Origin of the sequence: Lysinibacillus sp. NPDC097214, from assembly GCF_050277945.1 — a bacterium.
Classification (GTDB): Bacteria; Bacillota; Bacilli; order Bacillales_A; family Planococcaceae; genus Lysinibacillus; species Lysinibacillus xylanilyticus_B.
Genome location: NZ_JBNNSS010000006.1, coordinates 290,084 through 316,204, shown reverse-complemented (window position 1 = coordinate 316,204; position 26,121 = coordinate 290,084). Strand labels below are relative to the sequence as shown.

Annotated in this window: 23 protein-coding genes, 1 pseudogene and 1 riboswitch; of the genes and pseudogenes, 16 read left to right on the top strand and 8 right to left on the bottom strand. The window is 37.8% G+C overall.

What is annotated here, in order from left to right; genetic code table 11:
* Positions 1–314: 314 nt before the first annotated feature.
* Positions 315–5,867 carry a SpaA isopeptide-forming pilin-related protein gene (locus ACQKMI_RS16080; protein ID WP_427490513.1) on the top strand — a complete coding sequence of 1,851 codons (5,553 nt, stop codon included), beginning with the start codon at positions 315–317 and terminating at the stop codon, positions 5,865–5,867.
* A 51-nt stretch (positions 5,868–5,918) separates the two neighbouring features.
* On the opposite strand, the gene ACQKMI_RS16075 is transcribed toward ACQKMI_RS16080, so the two are convergent.
* Positions 5,919–6,587, bottom strand: a complete 669-nt coding sequence (locus ACQKMI_RS16075) for a class A sortase (protein WP_427490511.1) — start codon at positions 6,585–6,587, stop codon at positions 5,919–5,921.
* A gap of 200 nt (positions 6,588–6,787) precedes the next feature.
* Entirely contained in the window at positions 6,788–6,973 is a 186-nt protein-coding gene (locus ACQKMI_RS16070; RefSeq protein WP_053484500.1) for a 2-hydroxymuconate tautomerase, read from the bottom strand.
* A gap of 153 nt (positions 6,974–7,126) precedes the next feature.
* On the opposite strand from ACQKMI_RS16070, the gene ACQKMI_RS16065 reads away from it, so the two are divergent.
* On the top strand, positions 7,127–7,642 hold the full coding sequence (locus ACQKMI_RS16065) for a YwhD family protein (RefSeq protein ID WP_427490509.1): 516 nt from the start codon (positions 7,127–7,129) through the stop codon (positions 7,640–7,642).
* Positions 7,643–7,993: 351 nt separating this feature from the next.
* Here ACQKMI_RS16065 and ACQKMI_RS16060 read toward each other — a convergent pair whose 3' ends face one another.
* A complete protein-coding gene (locus ACQKMI_RS16060) occupies positions 7,994–10,048 on the bottom strand; it encodes a PBP1A family penicillin-binding protein (protein WP_323648778.1) in 2,055 nt (684 codons plus the stop codon).
* A gap of 416 nt (positions 10,049–10,464) precedes the next feature.
* On the opposite strand from ACQKMI_RS16060, the gene speB reads away from it, so the two are divergent.
* Positions 10,465–11,337, top strand: a complete 873-nt coding sequence (speB, locus tag ACQKMI_RS16055; RefSeq protein WP_427490507.1) for an agmatinase — start codon at positions 10,465–10,467, stop codon at positions 11,335–11,337.
* 102 nt (positions 11,338–11,439) lie between these two features.
* Here the strand turns inward: speB and ACQKMI_RS16050 are convergent.
* From ACQKMI_RS16050 to ACQKMI_RS16040, 3 genes and pseudogenes are all read right to left on the bottom strand, one after another.
* Positions 11,440–11,556, bottom strand: a pseudogene (locus ACQKMI_RS16050) (tyrosine-type recombinase/integrase); the annotation flags it as partial.
* A 122-nt stretch (positions 11,557–11,678) separates the two neighbouring features.
* Complete coding sequence (locus tag ACQKMI_RS16045) at positions 11,679–12,794, bottom strand: hypothetical protein (RefSeq protein ID WP_427490505.1); 1,116 nt, start codon at positions 12,792–12,794, stop codon at positions 11,679–11,681.
* A 451-nt stretch (positions 12,795–13,245) separates the two neighbouring features.
* Complete coding sequence (locus tag ACQKMI_RS16040) at positions 13,246–13,962, bottom strand: 3-ketoacyl-ACP reductase (RefSeq protein ID WP_427490503.1); 717 nt, start codon at positions 13,960–13,962, stop codon at positions 13,246–13,248.
* Positions 13,963–14,130: 168 nt separating this feature from the next.
* Here ACQKMI_RS16040 and ACQKMI_RS16035 point away from each other — a divergent pair, with 168 nt between their 5' ends.
* The 4 genes from ACQKMI_RS16035 to ACQKMI_RS16020 all read left to right on the top strand — a co-directional run bounded on the left by ACQKMI_RS16035 (position 14,131) and on the right by ACQKMI_RS16020 (position 16,133).
* Positions 14,131–14,514 (top strand): winged helix-turn-helix transcriptional regulator, encoded by a 384-nt coding sequence (locus tag ACQKMI_RS16035; RefSeq protein ID WP_427415396.1) that lies wholly within the window; start codon positions 14,131–14,133, stop codon positions 14,512–14,514.
* A gap of 98 nt (positions 14,515–14,612) precedes the next feature.
* On the top strand, positions 14,613–14,807 hold the full coding sequence (locus tag ACQKMI_RS16030; RefSeq protein ID WP_400725628.1) for a hypothetical protein: 195 nt from the start codon (positions 14,613–14,615) through the stop codon (positions 14,805–14,807).
* 254 nt (positions 14,808–15,061) lie between these two features.
* Positions 15,062–15,217, top strand: coding sequence for a hypothetical protein (locus ACQKMI_RS16025; protein WP_427490501.1), 156 nt, complete (start codon positions 15,062–15,064; stop codon positions 15,215–15,217).
* Positions 15,218–15,374: 157 nt separating this feature from the next.
* Positions 15,375–16,133, top strand: coding sequence for a CPBP family intramembrane glutamic endopeptidase (locus ACQKMI_RS16020; RefSeq protein ID WP_427490499.1), 759 nt, complete (start codon positions 15,375–15,377; stop codon positions 16,131–16,133).
* Positions 16,134–16,194: 61 nt separating this feature from the next.
* On the opposite strand, the gene ACQKMI_RS16015 is transcribed toward ACQKMI_RS16020, so the two are convergent.
* Entirely contained in the window at positions 16,195–16,320 is a 126-nt protein-coding gene (locus tag ACQKMI_RS16015; protein ID WP_427490497.1) for a hypothetical protein, read from the bottom strand.
* 271 nt (positions 16,321–16,591) lie between these two features.
* On the opposite strand from ACQKMI_RS16015, the gene ACQKMI_RS16010 reads away from it, so the two are divergent.
* The gene (locus ACQKMI_RS16010; RefSeq protein ID WP_427490495.1) at positions 16,592–17,161 is read left to right on the top strand and encodes a TetR/AcrR family transcriptional regulator; all 570 of its coding nucleotides are present in this window, start codon (positions 16,592–16,594) and stop codon (positions 17,159–17,161) included.
* A complete protein-coding gene (locus ACQKMI_RS16005) occupies positions 17,158–17,919 on the top strand; it encodes a CPBP family intramembrane glutamic endopeptidase (RefSeq protein WP_427490493.1) in 762 nt (253 codons plus the stop codon). Before ACQKMI_RS16010 ends, ACQKMI_RS16005 begins: the two co-directional genes overlap by 4 nt.
* Before the next feature lie 64 nt (positions 17,920–17,983).
* On the opposite strand, the gene ACQKMI_RS16000 is transcribed toward ACQKMI_RS16005, so the two are convergent.
* On the bottom strand, positions 17,984–18,919 hold the full coding sequence (locus ACQKMI_RS16000; RefSeq protein WP_427490491.1) for a threonine ammonia-lyase: 936 nt from the start codon (positions 18,917–18,919) through the stop codon (positions 17,984–17,986).
* A gap of 215 nt (positions 18,920–19,134) precedes the next feature.
* Between ACQKMI_RS16000 and ACQKMI_RS15995 the strand changes: the two genes are divergently transcribed.
* From ACQKMI_RS15995 to ACQKMI_RS15965, 7 genes are all read left to right on the top strand, one after another.
* Positions 19,135–19,566 (top strand): DUF1934 domain-containing protein, encoded by a 432-nt coding sequence (locus tag ACQKMI_RS15995; RefSeq protein ID WP_427490489.1) that lies wholly within the window; start codon positions 19,135–19,137, stop codon positions 19,564–19,566.
* Entirely contained in the window at positions 19,566–21,233 is a 1,668-nt protein-coding gene (argS, locus tag ACQKMI_RS15990; RefSeq protein WP_427490487.1) for an arginine--tRNA ligase, read from the top strand. Before ACQKMI_RS15995 ends, argS begins: the two co-directional genes overlap by 1 nt.
* Before the next feature lie 298 nt (positions 21,234–21,531).
* Positions 21,532–21,762, top strand: coding sequence for a hypothetical protein (locus ACQKMI_RS15985; RefSeq protein WP_427490485.1), 231 nt, complete (start codon positions 21,532–21,534; stop codon positions 21,760–21,762).
* A gap of 92 nt (positions 21,763–21,854) precedes the next feature.
* Complete coding sequence (locus tag ACQKMI_RS15980) at positions 21,855–22,244, top strand: MerR family transcriptional regulator (RefSeq protein ID WP_427490483.1); 390 nt, start codon at positions 21,855–21,857, stop codon at positions 22,242–22,244.
* Positions 22,237–23,739 carry a class I adenylate-forming enzyme family protein gene (locus tag ACQKMI_RS15975; protein WP_427490481.1) on the top strand — a complete coding sequence of 501 codons (1,503 nt, stop codon included), beginning with the start codon at positions 22,237–22,239 and terminating at the stop codon, positions 23,737–23,739. The genes ACQKMI_RS15980 and ACQKMI_RS15975 overlap by 8 nt, the downstream gene beginning before the upstream one ends.
* A gap of 1 nt (position 23,740) precedes the next feature.
* The gene (locus ACQKMI_RS15970) at positions 23,741–25,408 is read left to right on the top strand and encodes an acyl-CoA dehydrogenase family protein (RefSeq protein ID WP_427490479.1); all 1,668 of its coding nucleotides are present in this window, start codon (positions 23,741–23,743) and stop codon (positions 25,406–25,408) included.
* 250 nt (positions 25,409–25,658) lie between these two features.
* Positions 25,659–25,841: riboswitch (cobalamin riboswitch) on the top strand.
* Between the two features lie 89 nt (positions 25,842–25,930).
* Entirely contained in the window at positions 25,931–26,104 is a 174-nt protein-coding gene (locus ACQKMI_RS15965) for a hypothetical protein (RefSeq protein ID WP_427490477.1), read from the top strand.
* The last annotated feature ends 17 nt before the right edge of the window (positions 26,105–26,121 follow it).

Sequence of the window (26,121 nt, the reverse complement as noted above, 5' to 3'; positions counted from 1 at the left end):
AAAGTCCTGGATTGTTTAGAATTTGTTTAGTATTATCTTTTACTATGAGTCTTAAACCCTAATGGGGTGAAACCTATTATTAAAGGTGTCACAAAAGCACTATGGATATATTCTGATTGTACATCGTACATACATAAGTCATCGTGAGTGCCTATTCGTGAGTATTTATTTGAGTGTATTCATATAGACGACAAGTGAATAGAAGGAAAGAGGGAACAACCTATTGTTTGCGGCATACTTTTCCATGACGAAAGATGCAACGTCGTCAGCAAATACCAACAGGTAGCTTTCTGAACTTAGAAAAGGAGAGAAACATGCAAAAATTTAAAAAGTTAAACATAGCAATAATCTTAACGCTACTCGTATTCCAAACAGTACTATCGCCGATTTCAGTGTTTGCGAATGACGTGGGTTCTAGCAATGAATTTAGTAGGGTAGCTAGTTCTGAAGATGGAGTAACAGATTCAGATGGAGCAACAGATTCAGATGGAGCAACAGATGCAATAGTAGATGATAATGCTGGCGTTGATGCATCAGAAACCCCTGAAGTACAAGACCTTCCTGAAAAAGAAAATGGTAGTGAGGAAACAGAAGGAAAAGAAGTTACATCTGAACCAGCTGCACCATCAGAAGGTGATAAAGAAGTTATTAATGAGGGAAAAACAGAAGAAACAGAAAGTGATCCCACTACAACTGAGGGTACTAAAGAAGAGGAACAAGAAGTAGTAGAAGACGAACCTCAAGAAGAGACTTCAAATGTACCAGAGGGGCCTATACCAGATAGAGAGCCAGCTCAAATTAATGTCAATATTATTAATCAGGATACTGTGAAAATTTATGACAAAGCCCCAGAAGCTATTCATGAAAACGGAGTAATTACAGATTACCGTCCGATGGGGAATGAACTAAAGAGTAATGTTGATGTAGATAGTGAAGCTTTTATTTTTATGAGATGGAATTTACCATATCGAACTGAGGGCTATGCGGCTGGAGATACTTTTACTTTTACATTGCCTCAGCAGATGAAAGGCTTTGATGTATCAACAACTCCAAAACCACTTAGTGGGGGAGTAGGTACTTATATTATTGATTCTAATGGTAATGTTACTTTTACTATTACAGATGACGTCGAGATACTCATGTTATTAAACACATTAGATGAAAATGGCTCAATACCTGGAACTTTTTGGGTTGGTGGTGGATTTGATGTAAATAACATGGAGAATTCCACATCTCAAGAATTAATATTCAAATGGCAAGACACGATAATTACAAATATACCAGTAGATTTTAAACCTTCGAACGTAACAGGTTCGAAAACAGGTAAAGCTTTCAGAGGGGATCAAGAATCAACTCGTAATTCAACGCATATTGAGTGGACTGTTGACTTCAACAAAGAAGGAAAGCATTTAACAAATGTTGTGTTAGAGGATGTCTTAAATAATGCTGCATTACAAGTAGATCCAACTTCTGTAAAATGGTCTATTTTACCGGTGAACTTAGATGGTACAGCTGGAACGCCATTAGACGAAAAGAGTGTCGATCCATCAAACATTAATGTAGACTCTGAGAGTAACTTCCAAATTAATCTCGGTGAGATCACAACTCCGATACGTGTTACATTTACAACAATTATTGATAAATCAAAATTAGAAACTGAAACTGATCCAAGTTTTTTCAATAAAATTTCAGTGACAGCAAATAATGAACAGGTTGAACAACTTACTTCTAATTCGATAAAAGTAAGCTTTAACAAACCTATTGAAAAACAATTTGTATCATATGATGCAAAGGAAAAATTATTAACTTGGCAAGTGAAATATAATTATGATCAAGCTAAGCGAGGCACAACTTGGTTTACAGATACTATAGGAGAAGGTCACAAATTTCATGAGGTAATTTCATGGGAAAAAATGAGTGTAGACTCAGATGGCAATGCTACAGTGGTATCGGATGTTAAGGGTGACTCAAATTATAGCGTAGAATCAACTGACAAAAATGAGGTAGTGTTTAAAGGGCCGGATGATGCAGAAGCATATTTAATTACGTATAGTACGAAATTAGATGAACGTGTATCAGAAGAGTGGAAGAGTTTTTCTAATAATGTTCATATATCTAACACAGAGCTAGGTGCTTCTGCTTCAACTTGGGTACAGCAAGGAATTTTTAAGAAAAGTGTAATAGGTACGGATTACAAAGCTAAAAACATTACATGGGAATTAAAAATCAATACAGATAACCAAAATATGAAAAATGTTGTTGTGACAGATGATTTTGATGGCCAAAACCTTACATTAAAACTTTCTGAATTAAAAAATGCGGGTGCCGACAAAATTGAATTTAAGCAATCTGATGGCAAATACTTAGATGTGACAAACGCAAAAGATAATGCAACAACTAATAATGGTTTTAAACTTACATTTAACAAATTAACTGAAGAAAAAATAATTCAGTATACTACTTCATATGATTCAACCAAACCTCTGCCAGATTCAATAAAAGGTTATGTGAATAAAGCTACTATTAAAGCGGATGGTTTAAATAATGTTAAAGAACAAGAAGCATCTGTGAAACCAACTGAATATACAGAGAACAATGGTAAGAAAACTGGAGTATACAATAAATACACTAGAGAGATTACTTGGGCAGTTGACGTTAACTACAACTATCAAACAATCACTAATGCAATATTAGAAGATTCATTTACAGGTAATCAAAAGTTGGTTAAAGATTCATTTGAAGTGCAAAAATTAGAAATAATTAATGACACAACTGTTAGACCAATAGGTGAAGATTTATATAACGCCAGTGCTCTAGTATTACCTATAGATGGTGATTCATTCAGCTTTAAATTAAAGTTAGGTGATTTAGTTAAAGAAACAGATTCTGCTTCACCAAACATGAAAGATGCTTATCGAATAACGTATAAAACAACGTTAGATTTAGAAGGAGAAACAATTGATAAGCTATATTCCAATCATGCAAAATTAACTGGAGATGGAGCAACAAAGGAATACTTTGATCGAGAGTATACAGTTGAACCTGATCATGGGGGAGAATTCCTTGATAAAACAGGTAAGCAAAATGGTGATTTAGCTAAGTGGAAAGTTGTGATGAATGCGAGTAGATCGTCGTTAATCGGAAATCCTACTTTAACAGATGAGCTAACGGGGGATCAAAAATATTTACCAGATACATTTGAGTTATCTGAAGAGATATCTGCAGATGAAGGTAAAAGTTGGAGCGAGAAACCTTTAAATATTACTCTAAATGAGGGCTCAGATAATGTGTACTCGATTGATAATGACGGAGAAAAGATTGCTACATTAACAATCAACGAAAAGAATTTTTCATTAGTATTTGACAATACTATTAATTCTAAATATGTATTAAAGTATTCTTCATATATTAACGAAGCCCATGGGGAATACATTAGTAATCAGGCGAAGTTTGCTGGAGAAGGCAAACAAGCAATTGATAGTGAGGATAATGAAAAGTTTCAAGTTCAGTGGGGAGCTTCTGGAGGAGCGGCTGCACTGAAAAAACAACCATTAAAGATTTTAAAAGTTGATAGTGAAACAAATGCACCTTTAGCAGGAGCAGAATTTAACTTATGGAATGCTAATGGAACTGTTTTATTAGAAAAAGGGTTAGTCACTAATGACAATGGAGAAATAGTAACTAAAAATTCCTATATTTCTTTGAACTATCAATTAGAAGAAGTTAAAGCTCCAGAAGGATATCAACTTAATTCAAAGAAACTAAAAGTGACATTTAAAAGTGATAAAGACGGTCAATACTCAGTTGTGAAAGTTAAAAACACAATTGATAAGGCTAAAGCATGTGAAGTAACGTTTATCAATACAGATGAAGAGACTAATGAAGTTATTGAAGCAAGCAGTAAATACCAAATTGTAAAAGTTATAAATGAAAATGAAAAAATAGTAATTATCCCTGAAATCACTTCGAATGGTGGGAAAATTACAACGCCTTTATTGCCAGCAGGAGATTATCAATTAATTCAAATTGAAGGTCCTGAAGGTTATTATAGTCAAGACGATCCAAACTTTGGAGGAGACAAAACGGTTGAATTTACTGTAAATCCAACAGATTGCTCTGCTGCTCCGAAAGAAATTCCACATAAAAAAATTCCTAACACTTGTGAGGTAATTTTCATTAATGTGAATAAAGATCGTGAAAGCACAATTACAAATCCTGCTACTTACAAAGTAGTTGATGAAGATGGTAACGATGTAATAACAGGTATTACTTCTAATGAAGAAGGTAAAGTAACTGTCCCATCATTACCTCCAGGTGAATATACACTTGTACAAACTGAGAAGCCTAACGGATTTGAAAAAGCAGCGGACCAAAAGTTCGTAGTTACTGAAAAAACTTCGGGAGATTGCTCAGTTGAACCAATTAAAATAATACACACACCAAATACGTGTGAAGTTATTTTTGTTACTACTTTTGACGACAAGGAGATTAAATCAGAATCAACTTATCAAGTAGTAGAAAAAGATAATCCGGAAGTAGTTGTTATTCAAGAAGTTAAGTCTGATGAAAATGGTAAAGTTACTCTACCTAAATTAAATCCTGGTGACTATACTCTTGTTCAAACTAATGCACCTGCAGGGTTTGAAAAGGCAGAGGATGTTGATTTTACTGTAACTAATAAGTCAGGAGACGAATGTCAGGCAGTGCCAACTCCAATTCCACATACACCAAATACATGTGAAGTGACTTTCATCAATAAAGATGGCGATCAAGATGTGAAAGCCTCTTCTGAATATAAAGTGATTGATGAAGATGGTACTACAGTCGTTGCAAGTGTAAAATCAGATTCAGACGGTAAAATCATCGTACCGAAATTACCACCTGGTGAATATCAACTTGTTCAAGTGAAAGTACCAACAGGATATTTACCTACAGATGAAGCAATTTCATTTACTATATCTGAAAAAGAAGATGGACCATGTACTGTTAAACCTATAGAAATTTCTGTAACACCGACAAACGCTTGTCCAATCTTCACATTAACAATTCAAGATAAGTACGGTGCAAATCGTCCAAATGTAGAATTTACGATTAAAGACTTAAATAACAATACTATTGCCACTGGTAAAACAAATGAAAATGGGATAGCAACAATCCCTTATACAGTTGAGCCAGGTAAATACCTTGTGTACGAAGGCGATGTGCGATTAGATGAAATTAATGTAATTGACTGCTCTGCATTAGTAAAACCACCTTTATCAACAGGTGGCGGCGGAGGAGGCGGTGGCTGGACGCCTGACCCAGATCCAGATCCAGGGAAACCGGTTGATCCAGGAAAACCAGTTGACCCAGATCCAGAAAAACCAGTGGATCCAGAAAAACCAAAACCAGATCCGGAAAAACCAGTTAATCCAGAAAAACCGACTCCAGATCCAGAGAAGCCGGTTAAACCAGAAAAACCAACACCAGAGCCAGGGAAGCCAGTTCATCCAACAACTCCAGGTGGTTCAGGTAACCAAACGGATCCAACAAACCCTGAAAAACCAACTGTAGAAGAAGTCATTGATCAAGGAAAAGAATTAAATCCATACAATCCTTCTACAACAGATAAAGATACATTAGATGAATATAAGGATTTCCTCGATAAATACAACGAATTATCTAAAGAGGAACAGGCAGAAGTTGAGAAATATCTTGATATTGATAAAATCAAAGCGGATGCTAAAGAACTGGAAGCGCAATTAAATGCGCAAGGCAAACTGCCACAAACAAATGGAGCAAACCAAACAGCTCTTACACTAATTGGTGTAGCTCTTGTTCTAGGCGCATTATTCTTATTGCGTCGTCGCAATACAGAAGTAAAATAATTTTCAATAAGAAAACCCCAAGATCGTAAAAATCTTGGGGTTTTTCTTTTGCTAGAAGGTTTCTGATAGTTTTGCAGGTGCTTTGTCGAATGGATAGTGCTCGACAAATTCTGCCTGAACGGCAAGTCGTTTCGTACCCTCATCAGCGCATGTAACGAGAGTTAAAAGGGTTTTATCAGGGATATCATCAATAACATAAACATCCGTTGCAGCGATGATTTCCTTAGTTGTTATTTTGTATTCATAAATATTCGTTAAATCCGTTAAATAAATCGTAGCTCCTATGCTAGCTTTGTATAAGGGACCAAATAAAATATCTTTTTCCTCAAAATAATGACCTGCTAATGCGTAGTTTCCTTGTCCAAGTTTTTGATTAGGCTTCATCGTGCCTGCTCCAACGGCAAGAGAGGCGTTCCCAACACCTTTAACGATAGGAAGTTTCATCTCCACACTAGGGACTGCGATACTACCGATGACAGGCATTTTATTGGCGGTTGTCTGGGCTTTTAAAACTTCCGCTATGGAAAGGGATTGAACGGCTTCAAATTCAAAATCAGCATCTGCATTTTTGTTTTTTGCCATCTCCTCAGCACTGTAATCAGCCGTATTTAATTGCTTACTCAAATGGGCGATAATTGCATGTTGAATGGGGTTAATAAAAATAAGTAAGAGGCCAACGATGAGCATACAAATGAGTAGTGGCAGTTTAAATTTATTCATTTCATAAATCACATCCTAGTATTGAAATTACGAGTTGCCGGTACAACAGAGCAGTTTCGCTGGAAGCGGGCTATTCCGTAGCCAGAACCGAGAAAACGCCGTAACAAGGGCAATGACAGCCTTCTAAACACTGCAATGCACTAGAAGGCTATAGACGTTAAAAATGGGTAGAGCTTTATGTGCTCTACCCGTTCTTATCTTTATTTATCGCTGAAGCGTACGCCTGCAACACCGTAATGGTTTTTAGACATTTCTTCGATGAAGACTGTTACATTTTCTGGTGGCGCATTCACTGTACGAGAAACGGCTTCTGTTACTTCTTTTACGAGTGCACGTTTTTGTTCTTCTGTACGACCTTCAAGCATTTTCACTGTTACGTATGGCATAATATTGCCTCCTTTATTGAATAATGTTGTATAGTTAGTTTATAAGAAAGTATATACTTCTTTTTGCGCCATGCCAGTGTCGTGTTTTATTACGACGCTAATGCGCATAACTATGCTTTACTTTTATAATAGCAGAATGGAGGTAGTTAAAGTATGGCAAATGAAGAAAAACCAAAACAAAAAATGGGCTTTACTATTATTAAAAATGACCCAACAGACGGACATAAGGGATTTGGTATCGGTTCGCTTTCGCTTGAAAACGTATCGCCAGTCATTATCGATATAGAAGAGGGGACGGCATCGGTTGAAATCGGTGCTATGCATGCTCGCAGTGATGTGGAACGAGGTATTAAGTTTACGACAGATCGCGCTGATTCAGAAGGTGGGAAAGCGTATTGGCTAGTATGGGTGACAATCGACCATAAAGCGGATGGACCTTACTATGCAGGTGTAACTGCGTGTGAAATGGTAGTTAATCGAGAAAAACGTCGTGGCTATAAAGTTTTAGCTGATCATGTGAATAAAATGGATAAATCTATGAAGCGTCATATTATTGTAGAACATATGGATGCACCGTCTAAAAAAGTGTTAGCTTCTTTCCTAGAAGAGCTCAATCCGGATTTATGGGCACGTAGTGAGGAGCAATTGCGTCAAGATTTATTTGTTTAATAGACCTACAATGATTGAACAATCTGTGACATTTTATAATCGCTTTCATATAAGGTTGAAAGTGGGTTTGAAACAAAGTAAACTTGATAAAGAGCTTACATTTTAGTAAGCTAGGACACTTGGTTCTGCGAATGTGATGAGCGCTATGCGGCATTTGAACAACCCAAACCCAAGCCAAATGCCCCATGATGCTCATCTACTTCGCGAGCCATAAAAATAAGAAAAGCTTTCTGTTCCCACGGACACGGCTCCGGGGAAGAGAAAGCTTTTCTTTTTCGTATATGTCTGTTACTTTGTCGAGAGCCTTCGCTTATAAAACGTTTATCGCTGATAAAGGTTCCGCGCGATTTGTTAATTTTTAAAAATGTTGAATGGGAGCATATTCCAGAATTCTCCCCACGTATTGGTATCGAGAATATCAAAGTTTGAACATTTTTCAGTTGGTACATCTTTAGCATCCATATAGACGAGACGTTGTTGAGGGCAGGCTTTTGTCGCTAATTTACCTGACTCAACATCGACGACCACACCTTTAACATCTTTCGGTTTTTTGAAATCCTCGTTCTTTGTTCCTTTATTAACAGTCTCCATAAAGTCGATCCAAATTTGCTTAGTAGCAGCAGTATCTTCTTTTGCTGTTAGATTTTTTCCTTGATCATAGCCGTTCCATACGCCAGCGGTTAAGCTAGGTGTAAATCCAATCAGCCACTGATCGCTATTAGTAGAGCCAGATTTTGCTGCATACGTATGCGTCATACGAGAGCGAATGCTAATCCCTGTAGCGGGAGAATAATCGCTAAAGACTGGATCGAAAATACCCGTCATCATTTCTGTTAAGATATACGTATTTTCTTTTGAGAGAACTGTTTCAGCATCTTTACTAACTTCTTTATTTTCGTAGATAGTATCGCCGTTAGCATTTTTAATAGTAACGATAGTAGTAGGCGTAGTTTCTTTACCTTGCGATGCTAAAATATTATAAGCATTCGTCATTTCATATAATGTTGTTTCAGTCGTTCCAAGCGCCATGGATAAATTGTCCTTCGCACCGATAGTCACGTTGAAGCGATCAGCCATTTCGTGAAATGGTTTAAATCCAATCTCCTCTAAAGTTTTAACAGCGTAAATATTATCAGAAATAGCGATAGCTTGTGCCATTGACATATCATGGTTTGCAAATTGACCGTTCACATTTTTAGGTGAATATGTGGCCCGTCCATGATCATAAGTGAAAGTTGTCTCACCTACATTTAAAAATGTTAATGGTGTATAACCATTCTCTAAAGCTGCCGCATATAAAATAGGTTTAATGGTCGAACCTGGCTGACGTTTTGCCTGTGTAACTCTGTTAAATGAACTTGCAGCATAGTCACGACCTCCAACTAATGCTGTAACGGAACCTGTTTTGGATTTCATACTAACAAAAGCAGTTTGAAGATCATCAGCAGGCATATGTTTAGCTACAGCTTCTTCCGCTGCCTTTTGGTGTTCTAGATTAAGAGTTGTTTGGATAGTCCAGCCACCCTCACTAATGTCGAGATTTTTTGATTTCAAAATTTCACTAGCCTCTTGCCATGCTACGTCAAGGAAAAATGGTGCTACAGATTTTGTGGCTACCCAGCTATCATTCTTTAAGACAAGCTTTTCACTTTCTGCACGTGTTTTTTCATCTTGCGTAATAGCACCTTGATCGGTCATCAGTTTTAAAATAACGTGTTGACGATTAGTTGCCTTATCTATATTGACAATAGGGGAGTAAATACTTGGCCCTTTTGGAACCCCAGTTAACATTGCTGCTTCCGCAAGTGTTAAATCTTTTGCAGATTTTCCATAATAAAATCGACTTGCAGCTTCTACGCCGTACATGCCATGGCCGTAGTAAACAGTATTTAAGTAACCTTCTAGTATTTCATCCTTATCATAAAAAACTTCTAATCTATAAGCATACAGTGCTTCATTTAATTTTCGTGTCCACGATTTCTCATGTGAAAGATATAGATTCCGAGCATATTGTTGTGTAATTGTACTAGCTCCTTGAACCTTACTTCCAGCCTTAAGGTCAACTAATAATGCACCAGCGATACGAGAAAAATCTAAACCGCCATGCTTATAAAAATCTTTATCCTCAACAGCTACTACTGCTTGCTTTAAATAGGGAGACATCTCATCCAGACTAACCCAGTAACGTCGTTCATTCGTAAAGTGATCCCCAATTTGGTTCTCATTTTCATCTAAGAAAATAGAGGCTTTAGGTACGGTTAAAGGCGGGGCACCAGCCACTTGAATATAGACGCGTAAAGCTATAAATGCTACTACAATTGCGGATGTAAAGGCAACAAAATAGGTAAGTGCTTTACGTGTACGCTTTGAACGTTGTTGCTTACGTTGATAGCTTTTTCTCTTCATCCGACTTCACCTCGTTTTCTCACACTTGCGTATAGTATGTGTTTGAACATTCATATTTAATCGAAATTATTGGTAAAAACTATTGCACTTTATTCAAAAACATCTATACTTTTTTTGTACTGTTTGAAATGCTAGCTTTCGACAAAAGAATAGCACATTGTAGATTTTAATCGAATTCTGCTAGACGTTCCAATAATGTATACGAGGATACAGGGAAAGAGGTTTCATTACATTCCTGTAAGCCCTTAATAGAGTAATGGTGAAAGGTTCATCATCGAAAGTTATAAAACAGATTTCATGTGGAAAAATGATGGGAGGGGAGATTGGACGCCCTCAGTCAGAACGGAAATCAATTCAGTGATGAACTGATGAAAATGAATGTAATAGGATTAATTTCTAAAAGTGGAGGTCTAGTAATGAGATTTGATGAAGCTTATTCGGGAAATGTTTTTATAAAAAGTCATCCTACGTATGAGGATGCTCAGGCGGTCATTTATGGTATGCCAATGGACTGGACAGTTAGTTACCGTCCGGGCTCACGTTTTGGTCCGCAGCGTATTCGTGAAGTATCTATTGGTCTAGAAGAATATAGCCCATATTTAGACCGTGAGTTAGAAGAAGTGAAATATTTTGATGCGGGTGATATTCCGTTACCATTCGGCAACGCACAGCGCTCGTTAGATGAAATTGAAAAATATATCGAGACGCTTTTAGCAGATGGTAAAATCCCTGTAGGTATGGGTGGCGAACATTTAGTATCGTGGCCTGTAATGAAAGCTGTATCAGCAAAATATGATGACTTAGCAATTATCCACTTCGATGCACATACAGACTTACGTGTAGAATATGAAGGGGAGCCTCTTTCACACTCAACACCTATTCGCAAAATTGCTGAACATATCGGACCGAAAAATGTATATTCATTTGGTATTCGTTCAGGTATGAAAGAAGAATTCGAATGGGCGAAGGAAAATGGCATGCACATTTCAAAATTCGAAGTGCTAGAGCCATTAAAAGAGGTATTACCGTCTTTAGCGGGTCGCAATGTTTACGTTACGATTGATATAGATGTACTTGATCCGGCACATGCACCAGGTACAGGAACAGTGGATTGCGGAGGCATTACATCAAAAGAATTACTAGCGTCAATTCATGCGATTGCAGGAAGTAACGTCAATGTAGTGGGCTTTGACCTAGTTGAAGTAGCACCAATCTACGACACATCAGAAATGACAGCGAATACAGCTTCAAAGTTATTGAGAGAAATGATTTTGGGCTGGGTAAAATAAGTAGAGTTTTCTAAATGTTGATATGAAGCGGTTAGAGTGGGGTTTAGCAATAAGCTAACCCCATTTTTCTTTAAACTTTGACATTTGCACCACCATTTCCTAGAGAACGTGTCCATAAACTGTATGGATCATCTCGGGAGTATTTCCGAATCGTTCGGCAATCGCTTTAACGGGGATACCATTATTCATTAGAATCGTAACATGTGAATGCCGTAATCCCACAGAAATATGGCGAGAGAATACCCACAATGAGCGTCTAGGACGATTCTATAAGGAGATAAGAAAGGGGTTAATCCCTAAATCATTGTTTAATGACTTTTGAGATAACCCCGAAATATATATTAATGTTTTGAAGTATAAACTTTACCGTTTATCGTTACTTTAGAAGCTGAGATTAGTATTTCTTTATTTGCTTCAAAATATGGATTTAAAATTTTGTCGATAGCGTCCCATTTTGCATTAGATTTTTCATAGTCACCTTTTTTATCAAGAGCTGTTGCTTCTTCATAAAGCTTTTTTAATTCTTTTTGATCATTTGCCTTGATTTCGAAATCAAAGTCAGACAAGTAATCTTCAAAGCTAAGTGGCTTAAAATAAGGATTAATCATTTCATCGAATTCACCCCATAGCTTTTCAGATAATTGATCATTTTTATCTTTGTCAGCTTTTTTAGCATCATCGTATATAGTTTTTAGTTTTGGCATAGCTTCAACCGGGATATTTAATTCCAAATCTGAGATGTATTCTTCAAATGTTAACGGTGGATTTAGAGCATCTAAGTAAGGTTGAAGAACCTTTTGGAATTCATCAAATTTTTCTTGTGCGTTTTCCTCTTTACCAGATTTCTCTAGTTTTATCCACTGTTGATAAATATCTTTCAGTTGTTTTTTATCTTTTTCTTTAATAACTATATTTTTTTCACTAAATCCATACTCTTCAATGAACTCTTCAAAGGATACAGGTACCCAGCTAGCTAAAATATATGGCTTTGTGATTTTATCCATTTCAAGATTAACTTTCTCTACTTCATCATATTTCTCTTCTTTTTCTAACTTCTTCGTTTGATTAAACAACTTTTCTAATTTTGCTAGGTCTTTTTTTGTTATTTCTTTAGGTAAGCTTTTTTTATATACGTCAAACGTATAGAAGTCTGAATAATCTTGTACTAAGCTACCTTCTACAGAGATTTCCTGACCTTCTACTAAGTTCATTTTTTCTAATTGCTCATCTGAAAATTTCTGAATTCCAATATAATAGTTTTTTCCGTCTTTTCCTTTAATTGTGATGCTATCTCCGTAAACGCTTTTAATAGTTCCTTTAATTTGTTGCTCAGCTTTAACAGTTATTTCGTTTGTTGTTTTTGCTATTGTTGCCTCAGCTTGATGTGGTGTGAAGACAGCCATTCCTATTGTTAGTGCTGATACAATCATCCAAGATTTTTTAGTTGTTTTTTTCATAATTATTTCTCCTTTTGTTTAAATGGTTTAATTACTAATTATTGGACGTCTTTCCAACTGCGAAAAGTTAGTTATAGTTAAAAAATTTTTTTAATAGTTGGAAGGTATAGATCGATAATTAAAACGAAGGCGAAAAAAGAGGCTATACATTTAATGAATAATGAGTTAGAACTTAAGGAAATAATTCTCTTTAATTGTGGTGCTAGAAGAAGGTGCTAGTAAAGTACTGCGATAGAACCTTTTGCGTAAGCTGGATAAAATGAGTAGGGTCTTCGAAAAGAAGCAGGTGAGTGGGGGTAACTTTAAGCTCTAACTACAGAAACTATTTGCTCATCCAATTCCTAGAGAAAGTAGCCATAAACTGTATGAATCTCATAGGAGCATATTATTAAAAAAGAAAGGCGCCATCCAACATACATCGGATAGCGCCTTGATCTTTCAAATAGTTCTATTAAGGATTCGTTGACCAAAGTCCAGCATGTTTTAAGACAACACGTGGGTGCAGCTTTAGTTGTGCAACCATTAAATCTGCTAAATCTTCTGCTTGCATTACTTTTTCTGGATTGCCGTCTGTTAAGTTTAGTTCAACAGCCATATCTGTAGCAACTGTACTTGGTGTTAATGTTGTAACGCGAATATTTTTCTTACGCACTTCAAGCATTAATGACTCACTTAGTCCAATAACTGCAGCTTTTGAAGCCGAGTATGCGCTTGTAATTGGTGCACCTTTTTGACCCGCTGTAGAGGAAATATTAATGATATCGCCTGTATTGCGCTCGATCATCTCTGGTAATACAGCGCGCGTTGTGTAATACACACCTTTTACGTTGACATCGATAATATTTGTCCATTCTTCAGGCGTTAAGTCCATGAAGCCACCGAATTTTGAAATACCAGCATTGTTTACTAAAATATCGATCGCGCCAAGCTCACCTCGAATAGATTCAACGGCTGTAGTAATAGAGTCTAAATCCGCTACATTTGCCGCAGCGATGGCTACCTTCACATCATATTGTTTTAGTTCCTCTGCTACTTGTTGTAAATTTTCAAGCGTACGTCCAACAAGACCTACGTGAATACCTTCTTGCGCAAAAGCTACTGCTGTTGCGCGTCCAATTCCACGTCCTGCTCCTGTAATTAACGCCACTTTTCCTGCGATTGTTTGCATGTTTTTCTCTCCTTTAGATGAGATCGTTTTATTTAGATGAAAAAATAGATTAAGATTTGTCTTTAAGACTAACTTCATTTTACTACGGTTTTCTACATTGTGAAGAGTGCACTTTTTGGTGCGGAGGTTACTAAAAGTTACTTACAAGAAAAGGAGTCAGTTAGCTCTATGTCAGATAAATTAAGAGAAGAGATAAAACAGAGAATAGTAAATAATGATTATCATTGTGAAAAAGAACTTACATTATCAATCATTAGCGGTAAATGGAAGGTTGTTATTCTGTGGCATTTAGGCGTCGAAGGACCACATCGCTTCAGTGAGCTTCAAAGACTTTTCCCGAAAATATCTCATAAGATATTATCAAACCAATTACGTGAACTGATGGAAGATGGGATTGTTCATAGAGAAGTGTTTCCAGAAGTTCCTCCAAAAGTCGAATATTCAATGACTGAACTAGGGATGACGTTATTACCAATCGTTGAGATGATGTATGATTGGGGCAAAAAAAGAATTGATCAAATTAAACAAGAAAGCAATAACGAGATCATTTAGGATGATTTAAGTTGTCGGTGTTGTTTTTAACTTTAATGCCCTTAAGACGGTTGAACTTTTCGTAACCTGTAACGTCTTTTTTTAAAAGGGGTGAGCTAATGGGAGTTTGGTATTTCTTAATCTTATTTGTAGGGCTGTTTTTGATATTTAAAGGACTATTTACGAAAAAGCAATCTTTGTTAATGAAGAAAATTGGTATTGTATTTGTAGGATTATTATGTATTTCATTCTCGATATTTATGTTTTCACCAGGAAGTGCAGAAATTATTTCGAATTTGTTAAATTTGGAATGAGGGGAATTTAAAAGTGGGGAGGTATAAGAGTTCACTTTTAGCCCCGCTTGTATTTGGCTAACATAATCATTACAGGGTTCAATAGATATGGGGAGTTACTATGCTTTCTTGGGAAAAAAGCTCATTTACAAAGTGAGCTTTTTTATTTTTTTTTGGAAACTTTTTGATTAGATTCACATATCTTATTGACGTAGCCGAAAAAAATTTTACATTATAGGTAACGTACGTTACCTATTGGGAAGAGGCAAATTTTTTTGGCACCAAAAGAGCGATTTAAAGAGGAAATTTTATTGGATTGTGCTTTTGAAATGGTTAGGAAGAGTGGCATTGATAGTGTGAATGCAAGGGATTTAGCAAAAGAGTTAGGTTGTTCGACAAAGCCTATATTTCGATTATTATTTCTAAATTAACAGGATTAACTCAAACCTCTGCTAGATCTTTATTTATAGATATATGGTTAACAACGCATGGTATTGCGACAATGTGTGCGACGAATACCTGCGATTTAGATAGCTCGGAAGACGTTTTTGAAGGAGTTAAACAAAAATTATTGAATGGAGGAAATAAATGAAAATGAAAAATTCACCTATTCTTTTATCAATATTATTTACTGTGCTTGCACTTGTTTTTCCTGCTATAGCTGGGGCAATTATAACAATCAAAAATATAAGTAGCTCAAGCTCAATATTTTTGATTCAATTTATCTCCACTGTAGCTGGTGTTCTAGTTACTCTTTGGATCATGAAAAAAAGTAAATTCTCTTTCCAAGATTTCGGATTCAGAAAGTTTAAAGCAGAGGCGTGGATGGCTGTTATCGTTGTTATTGAGCTGGTTCAATTCTTAAATGGTATTACAGATAATAATGGTTTTTCTACGCAGTATGTATTTATTTTACTTCTATTTGTTATTGCAGTTGGTTTTTGTGAAGAGCTTATTTTCCGAGGTCTAATTTTTAAATATTTATCAGCAAAAGGGCTTAAAGTGGCTATTCTAGGTTCCTCAATTTTGTTTGGTATTGGACATCTTGCAAATTTAGCTTCCGGTCAGGATTTTTTAATGACATTACTACAAATTATTTTTGCATTCCTCTTTGGGCTAGTTTGTGCAGAAATTGTAGCAAAGACAAAAAGTATTATTTTACCGATTGTCTGGCACGCAACGCACGATTTTATAGCTTTCTTGACTGATAAAAGTGAGCCGAATGTCCTTGCGGTTTCTATTTATGTCTTTCAGTGTATAGTGTTAATAGGGCTCGCAATTTATTTCTGGAGAGCTTTATTTACAAAGAAAGATAAGGCGGGAGCGATAATCATAAACAATGGGTAGCCTGAGAGTTACGTTTAATGGAATCCGCTAAGAGAACTGGTACTTGGCTAGATAAAACAATTTATTTAACTTCTTCAGCTGGTGTCCAAACACCTGTGGAAATAGAGGAACTCAGTCTAAGAACACCACGTCCTGTGGCAACGACTGAGTAACCAACATCGTGTTGGCCTAAAGCCCCCGGACGCAATTATGCCGAGGCATAATTGATTAGTGTGGGGCTAAAAGTGAGGAAGTGTAATGAGCTCACTTTTAGCCCCGCTTGCTTTTAAAGCTTAACTAACATAATCATTCCAAGGATACCTTTGTTTATCACAATAGCTATTGAAAAAGGAGGCTCATTTACAAAGTGAGCTTTTTTTATTTCTTTGGAATTTTTTGAATGTCTTATTGACATTAATAGGAAAATACTGTTACATTATAGGTAACAATCGTTACCTAATGGGAGGAGGCGAATTTTCTTGGCACCAAAAGAACGGTTTACCGAGGAGATTTTATTGGATTGTGCATTTGAAATGGCTAGAAAAAGTGGCATTGATAGTATTAATGCAAGGGATTTAGCAAAAGAGTTAGGTTGTTCGACAAAGCCTATTTTTCGATTATTCTCGAGCATGGACGATTTAAAGTATGCCATATATGAAAGAGCCGGCAATCTTTATAACGAAAGAATGTTTCAAGGTTTGCAAGAAAGCTCTTTTTTAGGAATGGGGTTAGCTTATATTAATTTTGCTCGTGAGGAAAAAAAGTTATTTGAACTGTTATTCCTATCGAATAAATATAAAATCTCAAGCTTTTCGGATTTAATAAATGAAGTAGAAAACCAAGGAATTATAGCGCTAATTTCTAAATTAACGGGATTAACTCAAACCTCTGCTAGATCTTTATTTATCGATATATGGTTAACTGCGCATGGTATTGCGACAATGTGTGCGACGAATACTTGCGATTTAGACAGCTCGGAAATTGAAGGTATTTTAATAGATGTTTTTGAAGGCGTTAAACTAAAATTATTGAATGGAGAAAATAAATGAAAATGAAAAATTCACCTATTCTTTTATCGATACTATTTACTTTACTTGCAATTGTATTTCCTTTCATAGCTGGTGTAATTATATCTGTCAAAAATATAAGTAGCTTAAGCTCTATACGTTTGATTCAATTTATTGCCTTTGCAGTTGGTGTACTAGTTACTCTTTGGATCATGAAAAAAAGTAAATTCTCTTTCAAAGATTTCGGGTTTAGAAGATTTAAAGCAGAGGCTTGGATGGTTGTTATCGTTGTTTTTGAGCTGGTTGCATTTTTTAATGGTATTACAGATCAAGATGGTCTTTCTGCACAATATGTACTTATTTTGCTTCTATTTGTTATTGCCGTTGGTCTTTGTGAAGAGTTTATTTTTCGAGGCTTAATTTTCAAATATTTATCAGCAAACGGGCTTAAAACGGCTATTATAGGCTCCTCTATTTTGTTTGGTATTGGACATCTTGCAAATGTATTTTCCGGTGCTGATCTTTTAATGACATTACTACAAATAACTTTCGCATTCCTCTTTGGATTAGTTTGTGCTGAAATTGTTGCAAAGACAAAAAGTATTATGTTTCCGATTATCTGGCACGCTTCGCATGATTTTATTGCGTTCATGACCGATAAAAGTGAGCCAACGGTTCTTGCTATTTCGATTTATGTCTTTCATTGTCTAGTGTTAATGGGTCTAGCCATTTATTTCTGGAGAGTTTTATTTCCTAAGAAGGCTGCAATGAAATTAGAAAATCCTGAGAGCTACGTTTGAACACGACATGTCAAAAAGGCATCTACTCATTCATTTGAGTGGATGCCTTTTTGGGCTAGTCTCCTTAAATTAAAGCCTCTAATCCTACATTACCTCCTGAAATGAAGAAACATACTTTTTCGTTTTTACGAATAGGTAAAGCTCCTTGCAGGGCAGCGCCAATTCCGATAGAGGAGGAGGGCTCTGCAATAATTTTACCCTCGGAGAGTAAGGTTTTCATCCCACGTTGGATCAAAGCCTCATCTACACTTACAACCTCATCGACAAGCTGTTGAACAATTGGAAAGTTCCGTTCACCAGGCTGTAAAGTTCGTAGGGCATCTGCCAAAGATTTTTGTTCCGCTAAAAGCAATCTTTCCCCAGCTGCTAAGCTTTTTGTATAACGTGAAACAACAGCAGGCTCCACACCGATTATTTTGATATGAGGGGCTATGGGTTTGACAGCAGTTGCAACGCCACTAATTAATCCACCACCGCCAACAGGAACAACAATAGTATCGACATCAGGAAGCTGTGCCATTATTTCCAAACCTGCTGTTCCTTGTCCTGCCATAATATCGTAATCATCATAGGGATGTATGTTGCAATAGCCATAATCACGACTGAGTTTTTCTGTTAGGGAATGTCTTTCCGCCAGCTTACACTGGACAACCTCTGCACCTAATGCACGTATTCCTTCCACTTTCACGCTAGGTGCTGAATTTGGCAGAACAATTGTTGCCTTACAATTTAATAGCTTGGCAGCATAGGCGACACCCTTGCCATGATTGCCAGAGGAAGCAGCAACTACGCCTTTTTGTAATTGTTCTAGTGGTAAGGAAAGCATTTTATTAAGAGCCCCTCGAAGCTTAAAGGAGTTTGTCTTTTGCATATTCTCGGCTTTTATGTAGACGTGACATCCTAAAAGATCATCGAGCCCGTTTAATTGAATAATAGGTGTTTCAAATAGATAAGAGGAAATTCTTCGTTTAGCATCATGAATCTGTTCAAGTGTTAACATACAGCAACCCTCATTTCGATAAAATAATTGAAAATTCAAATTCTTTAACATAACTGTAGATTTACAGGAGATTTATGTCAATCCTTAAATAATAAGTCATTATGAACAAATTACTGCCACATCGCATAGAATACTTACTTCTATCTTGAAAAATTATGAGTATTCATCCTATAATAAAAAGGTTATAGTAAAAACATTAAAAGGGAGCGTCCATAATGGCGAACGAAGCAAGATCGCAGGTGAACATTAAGCTCATTTCTACGATTCGCCCAATTGATGGGGAATCTGAAGGTTATGAAATGTTGCTGACAGGGCAGCTACTTGAAAAAGCAGGAAGCATCTATTTGAAATATGAAGAGGTGCAGGAGGATAAAACCATCCGCACAACTATGAAGCTAGGCAATGAACAGGCATTAATTATGCGTAATGGAGCAGTAAAAATGCGACTACCACTTAACATAATTGAACAACAAATGGGTCATTATGAAAGTGAATTAGGTTCAATGCCACTCGTCATAGACACGAAAGAAATGACGTTTACAAAGCAGGCAGTAAGCGGAGATTTCCATGTACAGTACGATTTACTAATGGGTGGGCAATCCGTTGGCAATTATACATTAGACATTACATTTACGGAGGTACAATGATGAACGCAGTAGAACAAGTACAACAAGCCATTAAAGTGGCAATTGCGCAGGCTGTTGAAAAATCTGGCTTAGTCGAAGCTGGCACAGAGTTAAATATTCACCTAGAAACACCGAAGGATAAAGCAAATGGTGACTATGCAACAAACATTGCTATGCAATTAACGAAGTTAGCAAAAAAACCACCTCGTGCGATTGCAGAAGCTATTTTAGAAAATATTGACACAGCAGGTACAGATATTGAAAAAATCGATATTGCTGGCCCTGGCTTCATGAATATTACTGTGCGTAAAGAATTCCTATCAGGTGTAGTAAAAGCAGTGCTTGAGCAAGGTGCTGATTATGGCCGTTCTAATGCTGGCGCAGGAGAAAAAGTTCAAGTTGAATTCGTATCTGCAAATCCAACAGGTGATCTTCATTTAGGTCATGCACGTGGAGCTTCTGTAGGGGATTCATTATGTAATGTGTTAGATATGGCAGGTTATGAAGTATCTCGTGAGTACTACATTAACGATGCGGGTAACCAAATTAATAACTTAGCTTATTCACTTGAAGCGCGTTACAAGCAAGCTTTAGGATTGGATGCTGAAATGCCAGCGGATGGCTACCACGGTTCAGATATTATTGAAATCGCTGGTAAACTAGCAGGCGAGCATGGCGATGCAATTTTATCAAAAGCTGAAGAAGAGCGTTTTGCATTCTTCCGTCAACATGGTTTAGCGTTAGAATTAGCCAAGTTAAAAACAGACCTTGCAAACTTCCGTGTAAACTTTAATGTGTGGTATTCAGAAACTTCACTATACGAAAACGGCAAAATCGAAGTAGCGTTAGATAAACTGAAAGCGAATGGCCATGTATTTGAAGAAGACGGTGCGACTTGGTTCCGTTCGACAACATTTGGCGATGATAAAGACCGCGTGTTAATTAAAAATGATGGCTCTTTCACATATCTGACTCCAGATATCGCATATCATGAAGATAAAATTGTACGTGGCTTCGATAAATTAATTAATATTTGGGGCGCTGATCACCACGGCTATATCCCACGTATGAAGGCTGCTATTCAGGCGCTTGGTTACGACCGTGATACACTTGAAGTAGAAATCATCCAAATGGTTCAACTTTATAAAAACGGTGAGAAATTCAAAATGTCTAAACGTACAGGGAACGCTGTTACAATGCGTGAGCTTGTAGAAGAAGTTGGCTTAGATGCAGTTCGTTACTTCTTCGTGAAAACTGCAGGCGATTCTCACATGGACTTTGACCTTGACCTTGCTGTATCGCAATCAAACGAAAACCCAGTGTATTACGCACAATATGCGCATGCACGTATTTCTTCAATTTTACGCTCAGCAAATGAGCAAGGCTTTGCTGCAACAACAGATCATTTAAGCCTGCTAACTGCTGAAAAAGAAATCGATTTACTGAAAAAAGTGGGCGACTTCCCGAAAGTGGTAGCAGATGCTGCGAAGCACCGCACACCACACCGTATCGCCAACTATATTCAAGAAACAGCAGCTGCATTCCACAGCTTCTATAACGCTGAAAAAGTGTTAGATGCTTCAAATAAAGAGCTAACAGAAGCTCGCTTAGCCCTTATCACTGCTGTGCGTACAACAATTGCCAACGCACTACGCTTAATCGGCGTATCAGCACCAGAAAAAATGTAATAATCATCTTTCTAGCCCCCGGCACGATCATGTGCCGGGGGTTTTTTATGTCTTAGAAGCTGGGGTGGTTAAAGCTACGGAAAGAGTAACCGAAGCGACGGAAAGAACCGCCAGAGCTACGGAAAGAGTCCGAAGCGACGGAAGAAGTAGCCAGGGTGAAGGAAAGAACAGTCGAAGCGACGGAAGGAATTTGAAGCGACGGAAAGAACTGTCGAAGTGACGGAAGGAAGCGTCAAAGCGACGGAAAGAACTGTCGAAGTGACGGAAAGAATCGGACGCGACGGAAAGAACAGTCAAAGTGACGGATAGATTAGCCAAAGTCGTGGATAGAACAGTCAAAGTCGTGGATAGCCCCGCCAAAGTCGTGGATAGAACAGTCAAAGTCGTGGATAGCCCCGCCAAAGTCGTGGATAGAACAACCAAAGTCGTGGATAGAACAGTCAAAGTCGTGGATAGCCCCGCAGAAGTCGTGGATAGAATCATCGAAGTGCCGGATAAAATCACTGAACTAATCGATTCATCTTCTTAAATCGATAATTTTCTGTAAATTTCATATTTCTTGTTGATGTTTACGTTAGCGTCAATGATATACTGATGAAAAATGGGAAAGGGGAGATGATATTGAAGACGATTCAAGAAGTGGCTAAGCAGTTTAATGTTTCGACACGGACTATTCGCTATTATGAGGAGCTAGGGCTGCTTCATCCCAATCGATCATCTACTAATCAACGAACCTTTTCAAAAAAAGAATTAGCGAAGCTTAAGCTTATTTTCCGAGGAAAGCGGTACGGTTTTTCACTTGAGGAGATTAAGGAAATGGTATTGCTGTTTGATTATGATCGCTCGGGTATTCAGCAGTTGGAGCGTACGGTCGAATATGGGGAGCAAAAAATTCAAGAAGTTAATGGCAAAATAGCAGAGCTGATACAGATGAAAAACGAGTTACAGCAATTACAAGGCATGTTTATAGAAAAATTAGCGACTTTAAAGGGAGAGATACATGATGAATAGTTCGAATTTGTTAGCGCGTAATGCGCGAAAGTACCCTATGAGTGAAGCGGTTGTTTGTCAGGATCAACGAGTGACTTATCGTGATTTAGATGAGCAAGTGACACGTCTTAGTCATGCTTTAGTAGAGCAGGGTGTGCGACAAGGCGATAAAGTAATCATTTTTATGCCAAATGTTGTAGAGTTTGTTGTTAGCTATTTTGCTATTCAGCGCATCGGGGCTATTGTCGTTCCAGTTAATGCGAAATTTACGCTGCAAGAGGTTGAGTATGTGGCACTGCATGCTGATGCTAAAGCTATTCTAGTACATGAGGCAATTTTTGCAGCAGTCGAAAACATTACGGTAGTCCCTTTAAAAATCAAAACGGGCCAAGAGCAGGGTGGCTGGCTAAACTATGAAACACTTATTGAACATGCAAGCACTCAACCAATTGATTGCCAGTTGACTGAAGATGATGTCTCAACGATTTTATATACATCGGGTACAACGGGAAAACCAAAGGGTGTGTTGTTTAGCTATCGCAATATATTAACTGTGGCGCAAATGATTGCAGTGGAAATGGAAGTAAAGCCAGAAAGCCGAATCCTTCTTATGATGCCGTTGACGCATTCAGCTCCATTACATTTATTTTTAATGGCAGGGGTACTTGTAGGCTCGACAAATGTGCTAACGTCAACGTTTACACCTGATTTATTGATTGATTCAATGGAGCAGGAGCGGACAACGCATTTCTTTGGGGCACCTGTTGCATATTTGTTAACTGCCCAACTGCCAAGATTGCAAACAGCTGATTTATCATCGATGAAGTGGTGGGCATATGGTGGCGCACCGTTATCACAAAACGAAGTCCAGCATTTACAAAAAGCTTTCAGAACAGAAAATTTAACCTGTGTCTATGGCTTAACAGAGGCTGGTCCTAACGGTTCAATATTGTTTGGTGAAGAGCATGCAACGAAAGCGGGGAGCGTTGGGCGGCGTGCACCACTTGGAGCGGAGCTGCGTATTATCAACGACAATGGAGAAGATGTCAGTGTTGGTGAAGTAGGAGAAATTGTGATATTCGGTGAGGGCAATATGCAGGGCTATTACAAGGATGATATCGCAACAAAGGCTGCATTTATAGATGGTTGGCTAAAAACAGGTGACTTAGCTCGTTTAGATGAGGACGGCTATATTTGGATTGTCGATCGTAAGAAGGATGTCATTTTTTCAGGTGGTGTGAATATTTATCCGAAAGAAATTGAAGATCGTATGTTGAGCTATGAGGGGATATTTGAAGTTGCTGTAATAGGTGTGCCGCATCCGGAGTGGGGAGAAACGGTGAAGGCCGTTTATGCTGCTAAAACAGATATTGACGAGAACAGACTTAAAGCTTATTTAGAGGAGCATCTTGCTAAATATAAAATCCCACGCATTTTTGAACGTGTGGAAGCGCTACCACGAAATGCATCGGGCAAAATACTAAAACAAACTTTGAAGGGACAAGAGGTGAGATAGCATGAAAGTTTTACAGCAGAAAGAAATGAAAACAACGAACTTTTTTAAAGAGAATGATACACTTCATAAAGTTTTAGAAATGATGCTAGATAAAGAGTTTGTGGAATATGCAACACGTGAGCTAACAGATTTCGGTGAGCTTTGTGCAGGAGATATTGATGTGAGAGCCAAGCATACGGATAGAGAGGGTGAACCTCGATTACAAAGATATAATGCTTATGGTGAAGAAGTGTCTGAGATTTGGGTCAATGATGGCTATAAGAAAACAATTGAAGAGACGTACAATACCGGCATTGTTGGCTATGTGCATAAGGATATTCCGCAACTAGGTAGAAAGGGCAACTATGTGTATAGCTTTGCTCAAGGCTATATACTATCACATGCTGAACCAGGCTTTTACTGTCCTGTTACGTTAACGATGGCAACTGCTTATTTACTTGATCATTATGCGAGTGATGAGGTGAAGGAGCGCTTTTTACCACACGTTTGTGCAACAGGAGAGACAGAGCTCTATGAGGGGGCAACATTTTTAACGGAGCGCCAAGGTGGCTCTGATGTTGGGGCGAATGTTGTGGAGGCAAGAAAGGACGGCAAGCAGTATCGTTTATATGGTGAGAAATATTTTGCATCTAACGCAGGAATGTGTGGAGTAACCATGGTATTGGCACGCATGGAAGGGGCTCAGGCAGGCTCAAAGGGTTTAACATTGTTTGCAGTTCCATGGAGAAATGATGATGGCACAGTTAATAATCTGCGCGTTCGGCGTTTAAAGGATAAACTTGGTGTTAGAGCAGTACCTTCTGGTGAGGTGGAATTTGATGGTGCGCTAGCGTATGTTGTAGGTGATCCAAATAAAGGAATTTACTATATGTTGGAGGCGCTTAATTTATCAAGAATTTGCAATGCGGTTGCTTCAATCGGCATTATGCGCCGCGGCTATTTAGAGGCGAAGCATTATGTGACAAATCGTCATGCCTTTGGTAAACCTTTAACGCAATACCCTATGATTCAGGATACACTAGGGAAATTTGCTGCCAAACTTCATGTAGAAGTTGCTACGGTTTTTGACCTTATTCAGCTGTACGATAAAGTAACTAGTGGACAGGGGAATAAAGAGGACATTATTTTGAATCGCTTGTATATTGCGATCATGAAAAAAGAAACGGCAGAGCAAGCTGTACATTATGCTAGTGAAGCTATTGAATTACATGGCGGAAACGGCTATATTGAAGATTTTGTTACACCACGGTTATTAAGAGATGCACAGGTACTTACTGTGTGGGAGGGGACTGCGAATATTTTAGCTTTAGAGCTCATTCGTTTAGTTGATAAGTTTCATGTGCACGAAATGTTTGTGCGTGTCATGGAGGAACGTCTAGAAAAACTAACTGACAATCCATTAGTCGAAATTGTCGTGGATCAATTAGCAAAACTAGATTCAACTTTGCAAACATTTAGCCGTTTAGATGATGCAACGAAAACGTTCGAGGCAAAAAAGGTCGCAGAGAAAATGGCGCATTTATATGAAAGTGTGGTAGCAGTCGAATGGGCACAAAGATTCGGCGGCAAATATGAGAAGCTAGCAGATATTTATTTAGATAACACATGGTCATTACGAGAAATGGGTGCACCAATGAAAACGGTACAGTATTTTTCAGATATAGTTTAACTTTTTCAGCGGATGTCCAAATATCCGCTGAAATAGAGGAACTCAGTCTAAGAACGCCACGTCCTGTGGCGACGACTGAGTGACCAACATCACGTTGGCCCAAAGCCTCCGGCGGATGTCACAGATTCGGAAAGGAGTGCTTTGTGCAAGCACAAAGCCGAATCTGGACGCAATTATGCCGAGGCATAATTGATTTAATTAGAGTCGTCTCGAATGGAGGCGACTTCTTTGATTTTCATGTATAATAAAATCAACTGAATATTATAAAGGTTCTTTACTTAAGTAAAGTGAAAAGGGAAATCGGTGTAAATCCGATGCGGTCCCGCCACTGTATGTGTGAGTTTTTTCAATCTGCGCCACTGAAAATTTCGGGAAGGCTTGAAAAAGCGTATGAAGCACGAGCCAGGAGACCTGCCTTTATAGAAAACACGTTGTAGCCTACGAGGATAGGATGGTGGATTTTGTATATGTATATTGTGCAAATTTGACCCCCTCATTTTTTTATGATGAGGGGTATTTGTTTTGAAGATGAATATCGATAAATTTGAAAAAGTGGGCGATAAACCTACAATGTTGGGTGATAAACTCAAAAAGTTGGGCGATAAACCTAAAATTTTGGGTGATAAATCCACAATGTTAGGTGATACACCCAAAATGTCAGGCAAAAACCCACAACCTCGAGCGATAAAAACCTAAAATGTATCGATCAATCA